Origin of the sequence: Nonomuraea sediminis, assembly GCF_018531495.1 — a bacterium.
In the GTDB taxonomy this organism is placed as follows: domain Bacteria; phylum Actinomycetota; class Actinomycetes; order Streptosporangiales; family Streptosporangiaceae; genus Nonomuraea; species Nonomuraea sediminis.
Map to the genome: position 1 here is coordinate 635,802 of NZ_JAHDTI010000002.1, position 17,755 is coordinate 653,556.

Genomic DNA, 17,755 nt, shown 5'->3' on the forward strand with positions numbered 1-17,755 from the left:
CCGAGGTACGGCCGGCGGGAGGCCCAGCCCGCCGGCGTGAAGATCGCTAGTGGTCGTGGTCGCAGGAGACGCGGGCCCGCTCCAGCTCGGCGGGGTCGTTCCACCAGAATCCCGCGGTGTCCGGGTGGGCCGGGACACGGGCTTTGATCTTGCCGGGAGGCGCCAAGGCACCGGGCGTGGCTTGGTCGGTGGCCGTTGACGACGGGTACGGCGCGAGCAACTGCTCAACCGTGTGGTGCCTCCCACCGACGACGACGGCGGTGACGTTCGCGGCGTCCTCGATTCGGGACAGGGGGTCGCCGTCGACGATGGCCAGGTCGGCATACATGCCCTTGCCGATCCTGCCCAGCGGTTGGCCGAGGTATCTCCCGGAGGTGCTGGTCGCGCTGGTGAGCGCCTCCCGTGGGGTCAGGCCGTACTTGACCATCGCTCTCAGGTTCATGTGCAGGCTGACCGCGAGGTGATCGATCGGTGCGTCGGTGCCGGAGGTGACGACGCCGCCGCCGCGGATCATCGCCACCAACTGCGCGACCTGGTTGGCCAGGTTCGCCCTGATCGCCGTCTGGTCGGTGGTTTGCGCGGAGGTGACCGACGCCTGGAGCTTCGCCATTCGCCAGTTCGGATAGAGCCTGCGGACCCGTTCGTCGGTGACCAGCGAGGTGTCCTCCTTGTACAGGGTGCTTGAGCCGAACAAGGTGGGGGTGCGGGCCATCTTCGACGCGTTGAACATGGAGATCACGTCTGAGTAGGCGGAGCCGACATTGGTGACGGTGCGCGAGTAGCCGAACCGGTTGGTCGCGCCGACATGCTCGGTTTGATCGCCGCCCATCGCGATGGCCGGGTAGTGGTAGTGGGACGAGACCTGTTTGCCGTTGCGGTGGGCCCAGTCGATGACCTCCTTGTGCCAGACGACCGGCAGCCGCACGTAGCACTTCATGAGGTCGTAGTCGAGGCCGGCGGCCCGTTCGAGCTCGAGTCGCAGCTGGTCGTGGGAGAACGTGGGGCGCATGAAGTTGTAGTAGATGCGCGGTCCGTCGATGGCTTCGCCGGTGCCCAGGTAGCGCGGCGCGAGCCGGGCGCCGGACTGGACCGATTCGCGCTCCTCGACCATGTGGTAGGCCGGTGAGCCGGGTGAGCGGGTCGTGGTGATGCCGAGGGCGAGCCACAGCGGCCCCTGCCGGGATCCGTAGGCGTAACCCTGCATTTCGCGGTGGTGGTGGATGTCGATCAGGCCGGGCATGACGAACTTGTCGCCGGCGTCGATCAGGGTTCCGGGGCGTCCGTCTCGGTGTGGCTCGATCGCGGTGATGCGCTGGCCGCGTACGACGATGTCGACGTCTCGGGCGACGGTCGCGGAGACACCGTCCCACATCCGGCCGGCGTGGATGACGACCTGGTCGGGGCCGGGATCGTTGCGCCAGGACAGCTGGACAGGGATGGACCGGCCGGACGTGCCGTCGACGTTGACGGTCTTCAGCCGCCTGCCGTTCAGGTAGAGCAATGTCCTGGAGTCGCCGGCCCAAGTTGGGGAGTCGGACAGCTCTCGGGTGACCTGCCGGGCCGGGCCGGTGGGCCGTCCGGTCTTGTCGACCGGCAGGACCCACAGGAGGGATTCCATCGCGAAGGCGAGCATGCTGCCGTCCGGTGACCAGACGGGGCCGTCGTCGCCGCGGGTTTGCAGGGACCTGTGCGGGGCCGGGTCGACGTAGGTGCCCGCACCTGTGGCCCGGTCGACGACCAGGATCTTGGACAGGCCCTCGCGGAAACGTCGCGAGTACGGCACGACCGCGGCCAGGGCGATCGTCTTCCCGTCCGGAGACCAGGTCGGCCGACCTGGTTCGAAGGTGGCGTCGAAGACCTTCTGGATGGCGCCGGTGGCGATGTCGAGGACCCACAGCGCGCCGTCCTGGTCCAGGTAGGCCATCTCCTTCCCGTCCGGTGACCACCGGATCGACAGGGCGGCGGAGTCGGTGAGGTGGGTCAGCTGCCGGTCGGTTCCCGTGGCCAGGTCGCGAACCCAGATATTGAGTGTGCCGGTACGGTCGGTGACGAAGGCCAGTTGCCGCCCGTCCGGGGAGAAGTCCGGGTCGGCCTTCCACCATCGGTCGTGGAACAGCGGGCTGGGTTTGCCCCCGATCCGCATCAGGTAGATGTCGTTCAGGGCGCGGAAGGCGATGGTGGACCCGTCCGGGGACACGACCGGGCTGCCGATGCCGACGACCGGGAACGAGCCGGGCGCGTCGAACACCCGGACGCGCTTCTTGTACGCCGGGGTGGTCACGGTCAACGCTGCGGTGAAGCCGATCGTGCCGGCGGACGGGGAGTCGAGGCGGCGGGTCCTGATGGTGCCGGCGGAGGTGTAGAAATAGCGCCCGTCCTGGGCGAACCGGGCACGGAACGGGAAGACCTCCTCGCCGGTGACGAGCGCGCCCCCGGTACTGGCCAACTCGTTGGCCCCATCGCGGAAGAGGTGATACGCGATGTCGGTTCCGTTCGGCATCCACGACGGCTGGTGAATGACCTGACCGTCAGGGACGGTGACGGCGGTACGGCGGGCGCCGGTGGCCACGTCGACGACGTCGATTCTGGTGTTGGCGACCACGAACGCGATCTTGGTTCCGTCGGGTGACCAGCCCGGCTCGTACTCCTCTGCGGACGTGTCAGCCAGGACACGGGTCGCGCCGGTGGCGACGTCTAGCAGGTGGATGCCGTAGCTGCCGCCGGCATCGGAGGAGTAGGCGATGGTGCGCCCGTCCGGGCTGTACCGGGGCTCGCGCTGGTCGAACGGGCCAGTGGTCAGCCGGGTGATGGCGGATCCGTCGGGCCGGATCGTCCACAGGTTGAAGACGCCGTCGCGGTAGGACTGGAACACGATGGTGGACCCGTCCGGGGACCAGTCGGGTTGGGCGATGTCGTACAGGTCGCTGGTGAGCCGGCGGGCGGTGCCTCCGGAGGCTGAGCAGACCCACAGGACGCCGAGCATGTCGAGGGCGAGCGTGCGACCGTCGGGCGAGGGGGCGACGGCGAAATCGGTGCCGGATGCGACAGAGGTGTTGCCGCCGTCGACGTCTGCCCGGGCGCGCGTGGCGGCGGTGGGGATGAGTGCGGCGGTGAGGGCCGCGGCGCTGCCGGCGAGGACGGCCCGGCGAGACGGACGGATGCTGGATTCAGTGGGGACGGGCGCGTCGGGGGGCATCGGGGACTTATCCTCCTGTGCTGCACGTCGTCAGACAGTTCTTGCCGTCTTCGGATCATGACCTCCGCACGGGACGTCCCCTAAGAGTCGGCGGCATTCGGTTCGACGAGCGGACGCCGGTTGCCGCCCAACGGCACAGGGAGCACGCCGAGCGGTTGATATGGATCTGTGGACGGCCAGACCGCGCTGCCAGCCTTGTACGGCGCGCCCGCCCTGACCTGGGTCACGAAGAGGCGGTGAAGCGCCAGGCGGTTCACGCCCCTTACTTATTTGGGGGGCTTGGGCCACCAGTCGAACCTGCATTCTCAGACGCTCACCGGCCTATGGTCCGCGTCATACACCCCTGGTCACGGGGATTCGCAGAGAGCAGCTTGGATAGGTGGGGGATTGCCGCAGGCACACTCTCTAGCCATGGAGCGGACAGCGGATCTGCCCTAGCCAGGACGTCGGGGTGCGGCCGGTGATCGCCTGTGTCTCCCGAATGAAGCGTGCGTGGTCGCTGTTTTCGGCATCCTCTGCCGCCGCACTCCCCGGACGTCGCGATCCAGCATGTCTAACGCCTGCTTCCGGAAGATTCGGCCAGTCAGTTTGGGCGTCATCTCGATCTGTTCGGTGAACTAACGGACCAGGTGCGCGCGTGGCCACCCATATGCCCGCCCAGAGCGCCCGTTCAGGCGCACGAGGGCCGTTCGTGCCATTCTGGCTCCATGGAGAGATCGCTCCGTCCGGAGGATCCAGCCCGATTAGGGGCGTATGAGCTGGTTGGCGTTCTGGGCCAGGGCGGTCAGGGGCGCGTATATCTCGGCATCAGCCCCGACGGCCGCCAGGTCGCGATCAAAGTCCTCGGATTCGAGCTGGACGAACGCACGCGCAAGTGGTTCTTACGCGAGGCGCAGGCCGCCTACCGGGTTCCGGCCTTCTACACCGCGGCGCTGGTTGAGGTGGTCGACGGCGACCCGCCCTACATCGTCACCGAATACATCGAGGGCCCCAATCTCCAGCAGCGGGTCGAGGAGTCAGGTCCGCTGCGCGGCGCCGAACTGGAGGCCCTAGCGCTGGCCACGGCCACTGCTCTGGCCGCCATCCACAGCGCGGGCGTTGTGCACTACGACTTCAAACCCGCCAACGTGCTGCTCGCCCCCGACGGCCCAAGGGTGATCGACTTCGGCATCGCACGTCTGATCGAGCTGCAGACCCGAACTAGCAGCACGGTCGGCACACCGCCCTATATGGCGCCAGAGCGCTTTCACGGCACCAATTCCGGCGCTGCCGCCGACGTGTTCTCATGGGCATGCACCATGGTCTACGCCGCCACCGGTCACTCGGCCTTCGGCGGGGAGAGCGTACCCGTGGTCATGCACAAGATCTTGAACGGTGAGCCGGAACTCGATGGCGTGCCCATCGAGCTTCGCGATCTGATCAGTTCTTGCCTCCTGAAGGACCCGGTGCTCAGACCGACCGCCAACGAACTCGTGCAACACTTCGTTGGCGGCCCGCCCACGCCACCTGCGGGCCTGGTGGTCATGGCCGAGCCACCGGACGACATGGTGCGGCGCTATCACCTGCTGAGCGAGCGCGGCAGGGCGCTGCTCAGGCGTTCGTGCCTGCTGGCTCCGAGCAGGCCACTCGACTCCGCCAACGCCGCTCTGCTGCTGGACGTTCCGCTGGCGGTGGCGGCGGAAGCGCTGCGTGACCTGGTGACCCGCGGCTTCGCCGTACAGCAGACAGATGGAACGTGGCGGCTGGCCACTGACAGCGTGCGCGCCTTCGCGCTCAGCCGGATGACCGAAGAGGAGCCGCACCTCCAGCCGCTCATCCTGGCCCGACTGCGGCTCTCACTCGGTCGTGACACCGCGGTACGGCCCAATCCCAAGATCTCCAGTGACTTCTGGACGGTGGAGGACCGGCTCGGAGTCAAGCCGTATGCGGCGGCCGTGGCGGCATTCCTGCGGTACCGGGAGACCGAGCCGCCTCTGACCATTGGCGTCTCCGGCCCGTGGGGATCCGGGAAGACCTCGCTGATGCGCATGGTCCGGGAGCTCATCGACCCGGACACGGACGGCACGCGGCGCAGGATCCAGCTCACCACCGAGACCAGGAAGAGGCTTGGCACCCGGCGCACGAGCCACGTGCGCAACATCGAGGTGCTCAGGAGACTCAGGAGATCGCCGAAGGAGCGCGAGCGGCTGACCGCTGGGCCCGAGGGCATGGACGAGGCCGAGTGGCGGCCCACGGTCTGGTTCAACCCCTGGATGTACCAGACGGGTGAGCAGGTCTGGGCCGGACTCTCCCACGAGATCATCAACCAGCTCACGGCCCGGCTGACCCGCGGCGACCGCGAGCGCTTCTGGCTCCAACTGAACCTGCGCCGGGTGGATCGTGAGGAAGTGCGGCGCCGCGCGTACCGGATCGTTCAGCAGCGGTTGATCCCGTTCGTCATCATCTTCGTCGTCGCCTTCCTGGTCGCCTCGGGAGCACTCCTGACCAGCATGCTGCTGCCCGACATCGCCGCCCAGGTCAGGGCTGCCGCCGGCGTCGTGCTGTCCGGCGGCTCCCTCGTGCTCCTCGTCGGAAGTCTCACGAAATGGCTGGGCTTCCTGGGCGGCGTGGCCAGCGGGCCCTTCAGCCGGCTAGTCGGCAAGCCGGAAGGTCTGGTCAAGGAGGGCGTCGAGGCGGTGGGCGCGGCCATCCGCGACCCCGGCTACCAGGCCCGAGCCGGATTCCTGCACCTAGTGCAGTCTGACATCCGCCAGGTGCTCGACTTGGTCGCCAGCAGGCAGCGGCCGCTGATCGTCTTCGTCGACGACCTCGACAGGTGCACCCCGGGAACCGTCTCCCAGGTGATGGAAGCGATCAACCTCTTCCTCGCCGGGGAATTCCCCAACTGTGTGTTCATCATGGCGATGGAACCCGACGTCGTGGCCGCGCACGTGGAGAGCGCCTACAAGGAGCTAGCCGAACACGTCGACGACAACACGACCTTCGGCTGGCGGTTCCTGGAGAAGGTCGTGCAACTACCGCTGCGCTCACCCACGATCACGCGGCGGGACATCTCCACCTATCTCGGGAACCTGCTAGGCGTGGAGGCCCAGGAACCCGCGATGGCCGTCCGAGCACCCAGCACCTCACCGGTGACGGCCAACGAGATCTCCGACGCGCTCGCTCCCAAGGCGACGCCGGAACCCGAACCCACGAAGCCGCCGCAGGAGCCACCCCTCGACCCTCGCCTGGTCGGGCTCCTGGTCAAGCACATCAAGGCACTGAAACCGACCCTGTCCTCGCTGCCGGCCGCAGCCCGCCAGGCGCAAGACGAGGTGCTCGAACCAGGTCTGAAGGAACTCCACCCGGCCACAGTCCAGGCCTTCGACCGAGTACTGTCCGACCTGCACGGCAATGACGTTTCCTACGAGGCGCTGAAAGGTGCGCTCGCCTACCTGGAAGCCCCGAACGCCCGTACGATCAAGCGCTACGTCAACCTCTTCCGCTTCCTCACCTTCATCGCCTACCACCAGCAACTCGACCTCGGCCTGCTGGCGCCACCGTCCGCCAAGCTGGCCAAGCTCGCGGCACTGCTGATCAGATGGCCCCACCTGATCAGCCGGCTAGCCCGGGAGAACGAACACGGCACAAGCGCTCTGGCGAGACTGGAACTCGCCGCGAGGCGCAGGACAGCGGACACCATCGCCGACGTCACCATCGACCCCGCGGCACCGGAACCGGTGGGCACCTGGGAAGACGAACTCGAACATGGCCTGCTCCCGAAAGGCGACCATCCGGGACTGCGCGCCTTCCTCGCGTCGGGAGAAGAAATCGCCACCGCAGCGCGCCGCCTCCTCTGAGCGAGTTGCGAACGCAGGCAGCCCGATGCTGACTTCCTGACGATCGATGGTGGCGGCGAGGGTGGTCGCCGCCACGTCCGCGGATGGTTTGGGCTAGAGCCAGGTCGTGGCGGCTGGCGTTATGCGAGGTTCTGGGCGGCCGGGTGGTCGGATTCCACCGCCGTTCCTGCTACGTCGTGGAGAGGGGCGGGTAGCGGTCGAGCAGCGGTTGGCTGGGGTCCCAGGGCTTGAGCCGGCCGCGCTTTTCCGCCTGCTGCCGGGCCAGACCCGACAGCGCCTCCAGGACGACCCGGCTGCCGAGCATGGCCGTCACGTCGGCGTGGTCGTGGCTCGGCGCTACTTCCACGACCTCGACGCCGACGATCGGGAGCTCGTAGGCGAGGCGTCGCACGGCGTCCAGCAGTTCGCGTGAGGTCAGCCCGCCGGGTTCCGGGGTCCCTGTGCCCGGGGCCATGCCCGGGTCGACGACGTCGATGTCCACCGACAGGTACACGCCGTCGCAGTCGTCGAGCGCGATCTGCGACGCCTCGGTCAGGCAGGCGTCCAGGCCGCGCGCCACGACCTCGGTCATCTCGTACGAGCGCATCCGCTGCTCGGCCATCCACCGCAGCGTCTCCGGGCCCGGCCAGTAGCCGCGCAGGCCGATCTGCAGGAAGCGGTCACCCCGGGCGGCGCCGGACTCGATGAGGCGGCGCATCGGCTGGCCGTGTCCGATCAGCGAGCCGTACGAGCTGTCGCCGGTGTCGGCGTGCGCGTCGAAGTGCATGATCGAGACCCGCCCCCAGCCGACCGCGCGGGCGACACCGGTGACGTTGGGCAGCGCGATGGAGTGGTCACCGCCCAGCACGAGCGGGATCTTCCCGGCCGCAGAGACGGTGTGTACGGCGAGCTCCAGCGCCGCATGCGCCGCCTGCCCGTCACCGCTGAACATCATGACGTCACCGGCGTCCTTCACCCGGAGGTCGAGCAGGCCGTCCACGCCGAGCGCCAGGGACGGCCGGATGCCGTCGTGCCCGAGATAGCACGCCTGGCGGATGGCGCCGGGACCGAACCGGGCGCCCGCCCGGTAGGAAGTGCCTCCGTCGTACGGCGCGCCCAGGATGACGACCTCGGCGTCGCTCCAGGTGTCGGGCTCGTCGAGATCGCAGGCAGGCACGCCGAGGAAGGTGAGGTCGGGGCCGTACATGGCGCCATAGCGAGTCATGGCCGCATCCTCACAGCCCGGCAACGCGTCCGGAATGCCCCGGTTCTATGCACCACCTCCATAGAGGCTATGGAGCTCCGTGCGCAGACGTTCCACCAATGGCGGCCGATGCCCGGCGGGGGTGACGAACAGGATGCCGCGGGCGCCGACCTCCTGGACCGTCTCGCGCACGACCACGTCGTGGCCCTTCTCGAGGGCGAGTTCGGGGACCAGCGCCACGGCGCCACCGGCGGACACGAATCCGTGGATCACGCTGTAGTTGTCGGTCCGCAGCACGATCCGCGGACGGAAGCCGAGAGACTGGCACACGGCGAACAGCGTCTGATCGCTGGGGTCGTAGCCTCCGGCGGAGATGATCCAGCCTTCGTCGGCGAGCAGGCCGAGATCGACGGGCCCGGCCGGGCTGCGGTCCGCGGGCAACAGCAGGCGGAAGGGATCGTCGAAGAGCGTCTCCACGTGCAGATCCGATCCATAGCGCGGCCTCACGCCGGCGACGTCGTAGATCAGCGCGCAGTGCAGCGAACCGGCCCGAACCCGCGTGAGCAGGTCCAGCGGCTCGGCCTCCGTCAGCTCGATCCGCACCCCGCTGCCCGCGGTCGCCCGCCGCAGCGGGCGCGGAAGCAGTTTCGTCGCGGCCGTGGTGAAGGCACCGACCCGCAGCGTCGCCAGGCCGTGGGCCAGGCGGGCCTCGACATCCGACTCGACCGCCGCGATCCGGTCCAGCACCCCGGCCGCGTGCTCCAGCACCATCGCGCCGATGTCGGTCAGCACGGCGCCGGTCGGACCGCGCTCCACCAGCCGGGCGCCGAGGTGGGACTCCAGCGCGTCCAGGTGGTAGCTGATCGTGGGCTGGCCGTACCGGAGCTGCCGCGCCGCACCCGCCAGCGAGCCGTTCACCGCGATGGCCCGCAGCACTTGGAACTGGCGAAGGTCAATCATCCATACATGCTATGGAGGCAAGGCACCGCCAGTCGTGGCGCGGAACCGACCCCTCACCAGAGGACCTTCTGCGCTTCGGCGCGGTACTGGGCACCAAGCTCGGCAACCGCACCGCGGTCCTCGGCGTGCTCGTGATGGCCGCCGGCCTCGCCCTGCTCAGCCTCTCCTCCACCGGCAGCTTCCTGGTGCTTGCCATCGCCCAGGTCGTCCTGGGCGCCGGGGGCGGCCTGGCCGGAGTCCGACGATCGCCACCCTGATGAGCGCCATCCCCACCGACCAGGCCACCTGGTGCGCCTTGCCGTACAGCGTGAGAAGAGGACGCTTGGGCGCGCACCGGTCGGCGAAGGCGCATCCGGGGCCGACGTCAGCGGGAGCGGGCTGGCGGCCGGGGATGGTAGCGAGCGGTCGGTGTCCAGGTCGGGCGACGAACCGGCGAGTGCGCGCGTGTAGGGTCGCGTGCTGGCGTCAGCGGCCGTGTCAGGTCGGCGACGGCCCGGTATCAGGACAGTTGGCGATGCTCTGAAGCACCAGCACGACCGCATTACTTAACAGATTCGAAGGAGCACCACCATGACCACCACCGAGCAGGCTCGCCCGGAGCTGCAGAAGGCCATCCAGGAGTTCGTCGATTCCGGTCTGGCCGCCGGGATCCAGTTGCGCGTGAACGACGAGCAGGGTGAGTGGGTCGGCAGCGCCGGGGTGCGCGAGCTGGGCCAGACCGCCAAGCCGCCGACGAACGGGCTGTTCCGGATCGGCAGCGCCGCCAAGACCTTCACCGCGACCCTGGTGCTGCAACTGGTGGCTGAGGGCAAGATCGGACTGGACGCCCCGGTTGCCGACCACCTGCCCGAGCTCGGGCTGGACGGGCGGATCACCGTGCGGATGCTGCTGCAGCACACCAGTGGCGTGTTCAACTTCACCGGCGAGTACTACCCCGATGGGACGTTCGCGCCGGGGATCCCCGGGCTGGGCAAGGAGTGGGTGGTGGACAACCAGTTCCACACCTACCAGCCGGAGGAGCTGGTACGGCTGGCGCTGTCCAAGCCGGCGCGGTTCGAGCCGGGGACCGGTTGGAGCTACGCCAACACCAACTACGTGCTGGCCAGACTCCTGGTCGAGAAGGTCACCGGCCACGCGTACGCGGAGGAGATGCAGGACCGCATCCTGCGCCCGCTCAGCCTGTCGGACACGATGGTGCCGGACGCCTCACCGGAGATCCCTGAGCCGCACGCCCACGGCTACTACCGCTACCAGGACGCCGACCAGTGGAAGACGGTCGACACCACCAGCTTCAACCCCTCCTGGATCTCCGCCGCCGGAGACATGATCTCGACCACCGAGGATCTCCACACGTTCTTCTCCGCGCTGAACTCCGGCAGGCTCCTGCCGGCCCCGCTGCTGGCCGAGATGCGCAAGCCCGACCCCACGATCGGCTACGGCCTGGGAGTGTTCGTGGAGAACACCGAGAGTGGCGGCACCCTCCTCCATCACAACGGCAACTTCTGGGGCTGGGCGACGCTGATGTACAGCACGCCCGACGGCAGCAAGACCCTGATCGCCTCGGTGACCACCGGGGAAGCCGAGCTCGACCTGGTCGCCATGTCCGAGACGTTCGAGAAGGTGAAGCAGCAGCTCGTCAAGGCGGTGTTCCACGACGAGCAGACCGGCTGACCAGGCCGCCTCCCGGCTCCGTCCCGGTCATGCCGCCTCCTCGGTCACCGTGATGGCGTTCACCGCCGGAGCGGAGCTCGGGCTGGTGCGGCTGGCGGTGGTGTCCGCCCGAGTCCGCGCCTCGGTCAACGCATAAGCGGTGCCGTACCTCTGAAAGAAAGGCGGCCGGGCTCCCACGGGAGCCCGGCCGCCGATGTCCTATGGTCGCGATGTGGCCTATGAGATCCTCGAGCTGGCTCCGCAGCCCCCGCTGCAGCTGACGCCCACCACGACCGTCTACTCGGGCGTCGTCCGGATCGGGCAGAACTCGCGTATCCAGGTGTACCGCTCCAACGAGCCCGCCACCGAGTTCGGCTTCTACCCGCCCGACGTGCCCGCCTTGCCCGAGAGGGCGCCTCTGCCGCAGGTGTGGGCGGAGGCGCAGGTGATGTGGTTCGTGCCCGGCACGCAGTCGTCCGGGCATTTCCCGATCGGGGTGGAGCGGGTCCACGCCGGTTACGCGCCGGACCCGCGAGGCGGGCCGATGCGCTGGCTGCTGGTCAGCGGCGCGGCCCATGCCTCGGCGGGGCTCCGGCTGGCCTACCGGATCACGATCCAGGCAGTTTCCACAACGTTCGAGTGATCCGCCGCAGCGGTTCGACATCGACCGGGTACCGCGGCGAGCGTGCGCCGCGTGCCCAGCGTCCGTACGAGGTCGCGGGCGGGCAGCGCGTCACTCGCCGACGGGCCCCCCGGTCTCCAGTAGGCGTCCGTCGGACAGCTCCAGCCAGCGCTCCACCTTGATCTCCGCGAGGAACCGCTCGTCGTGGCTGACCACCACGAATGCCCCTTCATAGGCGCTGAGCGCGCTCTCCAGCTGACCCACGCTGACCAGGTCGAGGTTGTTGGTGGGCTCGTCGAGCAGCAGGAGCTGGGGCGCCGGCTCGGCGTACAACACGCATGCCAGGGTGGCGCGCAGCCGTTCGCCACCCGACAGCACACCTACGGGCAGGTGGGCACGGGCGCCCCGGAACAGGAAGCGCGCGAGCAGGTTCATCCGCTCCGATTCCGGCATGCTGGGGGCAAATGCCGCCAGGTTCTCGGCCACGGTGCGCTCGACGTCGAGCAGGTCCAGCCGCTGTGACAGATAAGCCACCCGGCCGTCGGGCTCCAGGTCGCCGTTGATGAGGCGCAGCAGGGTGGACTTGCCCGCGCCGTTGGGGCCGGTCAGCGCGATGCGCTCGGGTCCACGGATCACCAGGTCGATGCCGGGCTCGGCGAACAGGCCGCGAGCCTGAAGGTGCTCGCCGTGGAAGACCGTGCGACCCGCGGGTACGTTGGTCCCGGGCAGTTGCAGCGCGATCCGCTGATCGTCGCGCAGGGCACGCCCTGCCTCGTCGAGCCTGGCCTTGGCGTCGCTGACACGGGCGGCGTGCGTCTGGCCCGCCCGTCCGGCCGACTCCTGGGCGCCACGCTTCATGTTCCCGGCGAAGATGCGCGGCAGGCCGGCGTTCTTGAGATTGCGGGCGGCGTTGCTCGCCCGGCGCTCGGCGCGCTCGCGAGCCTGCTGCATCTCCCGCTTCTCTCGCTTGAGCTCCTGCTCGGCGCTGCGCACGCTGCGCTCGGCGGCCTCCTGCTCCGTGCGTACGGCCTCCTCATAAGCGGTGAAATCGCCGCCGTAGAACCGGACCTCACCCCCGTCCAGCTCAGCGATGCGGTCCATACGATCGAGCAGAGCCCTGTCGTGGCTGACCATGAGCAGGCAGCCGTTCCAGTCGCCGAGCACGTCGTAGAGCCTGCGTCGCGCGCCGAGGTCGAGATTGTTCGTCGGCTCGTCGAGCAGCAGGACGTCGGGCCGCTTGAGGAGCTGCGCGGCCAGGCCGAGCGAGACGACCTGTCCACCGCTCAGCGTGGCCAGCGTGCGGTCGAACGCGAGGTCGCCGAGCCCGAGCCGGTCAAGCTGGGCACGGGTGCGCTCCTCGATGTCCCAATCGTTGCCGATCGTGGTGAAGTGCTCCTCGCTCGCGTCCCCCGACTCGATGGCGTCCAGCGCGGCGATCACGGGGGCGATGCCGAGGACCTCGGCCACGGTCAGGTCGCCAGTAAGGGGCAGGCTCTGCGGCAGGTAGCCGAGCACGCCGTCGACGGACACGCTGCCGCCACGGGGCATGTGCTCGCCGGCGATCAGCTTGAGCAGCGTGCTCTTGCCCGCGCCGTTCGGGGCGACGAGGCCGGTACGGCCGGCGCCCACGGTGAAGGACAGGTCGCTGAAGACGGGAGTGTCGTCAGGCCAGGAGAAGGACAGGTTGGAGCAGACGATGAACGCATCGGACATGCGAGAGACCTCATACGAGCAAGCGGGCGCGCTGAAGCCGCCCGGCGATGGGAAGGAACGACGAAACGGCCACATCGGCGGCGGTCATGTGCGCCTGCCGGGGCCGATCAACCTCCGGTATCACCCGGAGATGTCGTCGTCACCTGCCACGTCTGGTCTCCTAGCTTCCGATCTCAAGCGTCTTACACCGTAGCAGTCGCCTGGGCTTCCTTCTTGCGCGCCCGGTAGGCCGCTGCCTTGATCTTGTTGCCGCACGACTCCATGCCGCACCACTCCCGGCGCCCGCCGCGCGACCGATCGATGAAGATCTTGGTGCACTCAGGGTTGGCGCATTCCTTCATCAGCGGCACCTCCGGCCCGCTGAGCAGCTCGACGGCGTGCCGGGCCACAGTGGACAGCGCCTGCGCGGGGGTCGCCTCGACCCACCGCCCCTTGGCCGTGAGCTGAGGCGCCACCGGGGGCTTGCGCGCGACCTCGTTCACCAGGGCGAGCGCCTCGTCGTCGTACCCGTCACCGGCGAGCCGGGCGGTGACCAGCGCGTAGATGGCCTCGCGCACCGCAACCGCCTGGGCCAGATCCGCTTCCCGAGAGGGGGACACGGCGTCGGCGATGCCGGACTCCAGGTACCAGGCGTCGAGCCGATCGGGGACGTCGAGCGTCTCCACGCGCTCCGTACGGCGAGCGCGGAGCGTGCAGGCGAGGTCGAGCGCGGGGTTGCCGCACAGGAACACATGCTTCACGTCACCAGTTTGACAGGTGACTCAAAGTCCGTCCATCTCTTCGACCCATTGGGGATGGTTCTTCGTGGCCCACTCCCGCGTCACCGACCCCGTACGCATCCCGCGCCGCGCCAAGGGGTCCCGGTACGCCAGCCGGATGTGCCCGAACACGACGACGGCGATGGCCAGGGCCGTCACGTCGTGCACGAAGATCGCACTCGTGCGTGAGATCGCCGGCAGGACTCCGGTGAACCACATCAGCAGGCCGGTGAACGTCATGACCGGCACGGCTCCGGCGATCCAGCCGCCGTAGATCTTCTGCCCGGCGTTGAACTTACCGGCCGGGCGCGTTCCTGGCGTGCGTCTGCGTACGGCACGCAGCCACTGCCGGTCGTAAGACGCCAGCCGGTTGAGTTTGCGCAGGTCGGCCCGGAAGCCTCGCGAGGCGAGACCGAGGAGAAGCGGCACCGGCAGAAGGAGCCCTGACCACTCGTGGACGACGACCACCAGGTGGCGGCGGCCGACCAACTGCGCCAGCGGCGGGAAGTACAGGCAGGCCGCCGCCCCCACGCACAGCAGCATGAGCCCTGCGGTCACCCGGTGGACCAGGCGCTCGACCAGGTTGAAGCGCGGCAGCAGGCCCTCAGGCCGCCTGGTCGAGCCAGCCGTCGACGTCATAGCCGTACTCCTCCCAGTAACCCGGGACGACCGTGTCGGTGACGGAGATGCCGGACAACCATTTGGCGGACTTGTAGAAGTACATCGGCGCGACGTAGAGCCGTACGGGGCCGCCGCGCTCGTGGGTGAGCGGCTCGTCCAGCATGTCCAGGGCCACCAGCACGTCGGCGCGGCGGGCCTGCTCCATCGTGAGACTCTCGCTGTAGACGCCGTCGAAGCAGGTGAAGCGGACCGCCTTGCCCTCGGGACGCACCCCTGCCAGGTCCAGAAGGTGCGAGAGCAGCACCCCCGCGAAGGGCGTGTTCGGCACCCGCCAGCCGTCGGTGCACTGCACGTTGCCGACGACCCGGGTCTGGGGCAGCGCGCGCAGTTCGTCCAGCGTGTACGTCCGTGGGCGCTCGACAAGGCCGCCGATCTCCAGCCGGTAGTCGGCCGCGGTCTTCCTCGGCACCGAGGCCGCCACGCTGAAGTAGCGGAAGCCGCCCGGGTTCGGCAGCAGCCCGGTGAGACCGGTGGGGTCGTTCTGGGAGGCGGCACCGAGGAATCGTTCCCAGCCGCTCTGCACGAACGGCGCGGCGGCCAGGGCGGCCGCGCCTGCGCCGAGCATCGAAAGCATCACCCGGCGCGCGATGGGTGGGCCGCTCTCCGCTGAATGTCGTCGATCAGTCATGTCGCTCCTCGTCAGTCGTCCTGGTGAAGGAACAGGTTCGGGTCCCGTTCCGCCCACAGTTCCTCGTCCAGGTGGCGGTCTCGCCATTGAGCCGGCGGGTCGGCCAGCCAGTCGTGGCCGAAGATCGTGTACGGCTGGTCCGCCACCTCGTACTGGCTCAGGTCCTCCATCAACGGCCGCCATGACTGCCCGTTCGCGACGACCAGGTACGAGGCCGCCAACCCTGGTTCGTGCAGCCAGCCGCGCATCATCCGCGCCTGGAACACGTCCGTGATGGGAGATGGCGTGGCCTCGGAGGCAGGGCAGATCAGATGCCGCGCGATCGCGATGTGCGCCCCGGGAGGCACGTCGTGCCAGATCTCCCCCACGACAGGATCTTCCGGCTCGGGCGTCCGCAGGGTCAGCCAGCTCATGAAGGCGAGCAGGCGGTTGGTCTTGCGAGACCGGAGCAGGGAGAAGGCCTCTGGCTGACGGTCCAGCCAGAACTGGACGGACGCGGCCGTGGCCTCGCCGTGGGTCTGGCGCGCCATGGTGACGAGTTCGTCGTGGTCAGCAGGGGTCGCCGCGGACGACCGCATGTCCTCCTCACCCATCCGCGAGAGGATCTGGCCGCGCCGGCGCAGATGGCGGATGGTCCGCATGACCGCCACGCACGCGTGGGGATCCCGGGCGTCGCGCAGGAGCCGACCCATGACGTAGTGGCGGATCCGCCGGTGCATCCGCTCGTAGCCGACGGGGTCCCGCCAGCGCAGGTCGTACTCAAGGGCCTCGCGCAGCACACCGTTGATCTCCAGACCGTGGGCGGCGGCTTCGACATACGGCTGTGCTCGGAGCCAGTCGAACAGCTCCGCCGCCTGGCCGTCCGGCACCACCGCCCTGAGCAGGTCCTCGGTGGTGTGGCGGGCGTGCGCGCACACGTACAGCGCCGACCGGTGCACCTCCGTCGGCGCGCTACCGGCCAACAGCGCGAGCACGTTGTCGACCACGTACCGCACGGCGTCACGGCGCGACGTGGCCGCCATACTCCTGCCAACCTCTGCGGCGAGCGACAGAGCGAAGGGGTTGCCGGCGGCGAAGTCCACGATGGACCTCCGGAGGCCGGGGTCGACGCCGCGGGCTGCTACCAGCGCGGCGGACTCTGTGGCGGTGAGGGCTTCGAGGTGCCGGATCACGATCTTCCCGGCCCAGGCCGGATCGGTGAGCCAGGCGGCACTCGGCCCGGTACGGCCCGCCACCACGATGACCACGTCACTGGGCAGCCGCTCTCGCAGCCACGGTTCGACGTCTGCCATCTCCTCGAAGGAGTCGATGAGGAGAACCGCGCCGGGGACGCCGGAGAGTTCCTCCGCGAATCGTTCGAGGTGTTCGCGCGCTCGCGCGGTCGCCGAGCCGTGGAGGTGCCACACCCGCCGGCCCGCGGCGGCGGCGTCCTCGGCGAACTTGCGCAGCAGCGTCGACTTGCCGATGCCGGCGGGTCCGCAGACGAAGAGCAGACCCGGGCTCTTCGTCAGCAGGTCCTGGAAGGCGGCACGCTCCGCGCCCCTCCCGACGAACTGCCGATCGGGAAGCCGCTCCGGCTTCGTCCCGGCCGGCTCCTCTGGAAGATGTACGGCGGGCGGCTCAGCCCACGGGGCGCGGGCGAACCCGTCATCGTGATCCGCGTCGGCCCGGAGGATCTTGTTGTGGATCTCCCGCAGCCGCGGTCCCGGGCTGACGCCCAGTTCCTTGCCCAGCAGGTCATAGACCATTCTGTAGACCTCGAGCGCCTCTGCCCGCCTGCCGCTGCGGTACAGGCCCAGGAGGTAGATCTCATACAGGGGTTCATCGAGCCGGTTCTGCTCGATGAGCAGCGGGACCTCGGCCGCCACCTCGGCGTGCTTCCCCAGCTCGAGGCGGAGCTGCAACAATTCCTGGGTGGCGATCAGCTTCAGCCGTTCCAACCGGAAGCGCTCACGTTCGGCGGCCTCGCCAGGGACCCCGGCCAGCGCCGTACCCGTCCAGAGGTCGAGCGCCTGCTCCAGGCGCTTGGCCGCCGCCGCGATGTACCCGCTCGCGCGCTCTTTCCTGGCGGTTTCCACCATCTTGGCGAACTCGGTGGCGTCCAGCGCGAACAGCGACGGGTCCAGCATGTAGCCCCCGGACTGGGAGCTGATCGCCGAGCCCAGTCCGTGCTCGGACAGCAGCCGCCGGATGCGGGAGATATAGGTACGGACCACGGCTCCGCCGGTGGCCGGCGCCTGCTCGCCCCACAGGCCGTCGACCAGCTCACCGGTCCGTACGAAGCTGCCGCTGTGGGCAAGCAACACCATCAGGACGGCCTGTTGCTGCGGTGCGCCGAGATCCAGCCGCGTGTTGCCGCAATCGAGGCCAGGCGGTCCGAGAACGGTGAACCTGCCCGCGTTCAACTCTCCAATCACGATCGGGACGCTTTCCTTTGGCGAGACTGCACGACCTACATGCAGAAGGTAGGTTCGCCCGAATCGCCTTCGCGCCCGTCATGTGACGCTGTGCGTGTACGTCATGTG

12 protein-coding genes are annotated in these 17,755 nt (G+C 69.0%); 4 read left to right on the forward strand and 8 right to left on the reverse strand.

Going from position 1 to position 17,755, the window contains the following annotated elements; translation table 11 throughout:
* Positions 1 to 46: 46 nt before the first annotated feature.
* Positions 47 to 3,196, reverse strand: coding sequence for an amidohydrolase family protein (locus KIK09_RS11025; protein WP_214318633.1), 3,150 nt, complete (start codon positions 3,194 to 3,196; stop codon positions 47 to 49).
* A gap of 707 nt (positions 3,197 to 3,903) precedes the next feature.
* Here KIK09_RS11025 and KIK09_RS11030 point away from each other — a divergent pair.
* The gene (locus KIK09_RS11030; protein WP_214318636.1) at positions 3,904 to 7,035 is read left to right on the forward strand and encodes a serine/threonine-protein kinase; all 3,132 of its coding nucleotides are present in this window, start codon (positions 3,904 to 3,906) and stop codon (positions 7,033 to 7,035) included.
* A gap of 169 nt (positions 7,036 to 7,204) precedes the next feature.
* Here KIK09_RS11030 and speB read toward each other — a convergent pair whose 3' ends face one another.
* A complete protein-coding gene (speB, locus tag KIK09_RS11035; protein WP_250572890.1) occupies positions 7,205 to 8,239 on the reverse strand; it encodes an agmatinase in 1,035 nt (344 codons plus the stop codon).
* Between the two features lie 45 nt (positions 8,240 to 8,284).
* Positions 8,285 to 9,178, reverse strand: coding sequence for a LysR family transcriptional regulator (locus tag KIK09_RS11040; protein WP_214318638.1), 894 nt, complete (start codon positions 9,176 to 9,178; stop codon positions 8,285 to 8,287).
* 11 nt (positions 9,179 to 9,189) lie between these two features.
* Between KIK09_RS11040 and KIK09_RS11045 the strand changes: the two genes are divergently transcribed.
* The 3 genes from KIK09_RS11045 to KIK09_RS11055 all read left to right on the forward strand — a co-directional run bounded on the left by KIK09_RS11045 (position 9,190) and on the right by KIK09_RS11055 (position 11,471).
* Positions 9,190 to 9,435 (forward strand): hypothetical protein, encoded by a 246-nt coding sequence (locus KIK09_RS11045; protein WP_214318640.1) that lies wholly within the window; start codon positions 9,190 to 9,192, stop codon positions 9,433 to 9,435.
* 313 nt (positions 9,436 to 9,748) lie between these two features.
* Positions 9,749 to 10,849 carry a serine hydrolase domain-containing protein gene (locus KIK09_RS11050; RefSeq protein WP_214318642.1) on the forward strand — a complete coding sequence of 367 codons (1,101 nt, stop codon included), beginning with the start codon at positions 9,749 to 9,751 and terminating at the stop codon, positions 10,847 to 10,849.
* 211 nt (positions 10,850 to 11,060) lie between these two features.
* The gene (locus KIK09_RS11055; protein WP_214318644.1) at positions 11,061 to 11,471 is read left to right on the forward strand and encodes a hypothetical protein; all 411 of its coding nucleotides are present in this window, start codon (positions 11,061 to 11,063) and stop codon (positions 11,469 to 11,471) included.
* Between the two features lie 90 nt (positions 11,472 to 11,561).
* On the opposite strand, the gene KIK09_RS11060 is transcribed toward KIK09_RS11055, so the two are convergent.
* From KIK09_RS11060 to KIK09_RS11080, 5 genes are all read right to left on the reverse strand, one after another.
* Positions 11,562 to 13,163 (reverse strand): ABC-F family ATP-binding cassette domain-containing protein, encoded by a 1,602-nt coding sequence (locus KIK09_RS11060; protein WP_214318651.1) that lies wholly within the window; start codon positions 13,161 to 13,163, stop codon positions 11,562 to 11,564.
* Between the two features lie 182 nt (positions 13,164 to 13,345).
* Positions 13,346 to 13,903 (reverse strand): CGNR zinc finger domain-containing protein, encoded by a 558-nt coding sequence (locus tag KIK09_RS11065; protein ID WP_214318652.1) that lies wholly within the window; start codon positions 13,901 to 13,903, stop codon positions 13,346 to 13,348.
* A 21-nt stretch (positions 13,904 to 13,924) separates the two neighbouring features.
* Entirely contained in the window at positions 13,925 to 14,560 is a 636-nt protein-coding gene (locus KIK09_RS11070; RefSeq protein ID WP_214318653.1) for a cytochrome b/b6 domain-containing protein, read from the reverse strand.
* Positions 14,526 to 15,230: a molybdopterin-dependent oxidoreductase gene (locus KIK09_RS11075; RefSeq protein WP_214318654.1), complete on the reverse strand. Its 705-nt coding sequence runs from the start codon at positions 15,228 to 15,230 to the stop codon at positions 14,526 to 14,528. Before KIK09_RS11075 ends, KIK09_RS11070 begins: the two co-directional genes overlap by 35 nt.
* Positions 15,231 to 15,241: 11 nt before the next feature.
* Positions 15,242 to 17,647: an AfsR/SARP family transcriptional regulator gene (locus KIK09_RS11080; protein ID WP_214318655.1), complete on the reverse strand. Its 2,406-nt coding sequence runs from the start codon at positions 17,645 to 17,647 to the stop codon at positions 15,242 to 15,244.
* Between the last annotated feature and the right edge of the window lie 108 nt (positions 17,648 to 17,755).